Source organism: Paracraurococcus ruber, from assembly GCF_004353985.1.
GTDB classification, from domain to species: Bacteria; Pseudomonadota; Alphaproteobacteria; order Acetobacterales; family Acetobacteraceae; genus Paracraurococcus; species Paracraurococcus ruber.
This window is the reverse complement of the sequence record NZ_SMOA01000612.1, coordinates 1-990: the sequence shown is the minus strand read 5'-3', so window position 1 is coordinate 990 and position 990 is coordinate 1. Positions and strand designations below refer to the sequence as shown.

1 protein-coding gene is annotated in these 990 nt (G+C 82.9%); it reads right to left on the bottom strand.

What is annotated here, in order from left to right; translation table 11 throughout:
* A partial coding sequence (locus E2C05_RS32090) for a tetratricopeptide repeat protein (protein WP_133223633.1) occupies window positions 1–695 on the bottom strand: 695 nt, incomplete at its 3' end.
* Window positions 696–990 lie beyond the last annotated feature (295 nt).

The window sequence follows — 990 nt, the reverse complement described above, 5'->3', positions numbered from 1 at the left end:
CGGCCGCGGGCGAGATGGCCGAGGCCGAGCCGCGCCGGCGCCAGCCGCGGGTGCGCCTCGGCCAGCGCCCGGTACAGCGCCTCGGCGGCTGCCGCATCGCCCTGGCCGCGCAGCAGATGGGCTTCCTCCAGCCGCGGCCAGGGATTGGCCGGCGCGGCCGCGGCGGCGGCGCGGAAGCGTGTCAGGGCCGCAGCCGTCTCGCCCCGCGCGGCGGCGGCGCGGCCCAGCCGCAGCAGCGCCTCCGGCTGGCCGGGATGGTCGGCCAGGACCTCGGCGCAGAGCGCCTCCGCCTCGGCGCCGCGGCCGAGCGCCTGCAGCACCCCCGCCGCCTCCAGCCGCGGCCAGGGATTGCCCGGCGCGGCGGCGGCGGCGGCCTGGAACTGCACCAGCGCTTCCTCCCGCGCGCCGCGCGCCAGGGCGAGCTGGCCGAGGCCGATCCGCGCCTCCGCCTGGGCGGGATGGTCGAGCAGCAGGGCGAGATAGGCGGCCGCCGCCTCCGCCGCCCGGCCGAGGGCGCGCAGCGACTGTGCCCGCAACAGCCGCGGCCAGGGGCGCAGGGGGTCGGCGGCGATGGCCTCGACCAGCAGCGGCAGCGCCGCCGCATGCTCGCCGCGCGCCTGTGCCGCCCGCGCGCGGTCCAGGGCCGGGCGCGGATCGGCGGGCGGGGCGAGGGGGAGGGCGAGGGCGATGGACACGCGGCGGGATTCCTTCCTGGACGGGGCCGGTGGCGGGGTAGCCCGGGGCGCCGGGCGCTTCGGCCGGCGTGCGGGGGCCGGCCAGGATGTCCGCCGGCGGGGGCCGGCCTCGACTCCCGGCCGGCCAGCGCCCGGGGGTCCCAGGCGGCGGATGCCGGCCGGGACGCCCGAAGCCGGATGCCGGCTCGGGCTTCGGCCGGCGCCGGCCAACCGCACCGCCCGGCGGCCATGGCCGGCGAGGCTGCCGCCGGCGCGGGCTGCCCGCGGGTGCCGGCCGATCGGGCTGCCCCCGCCC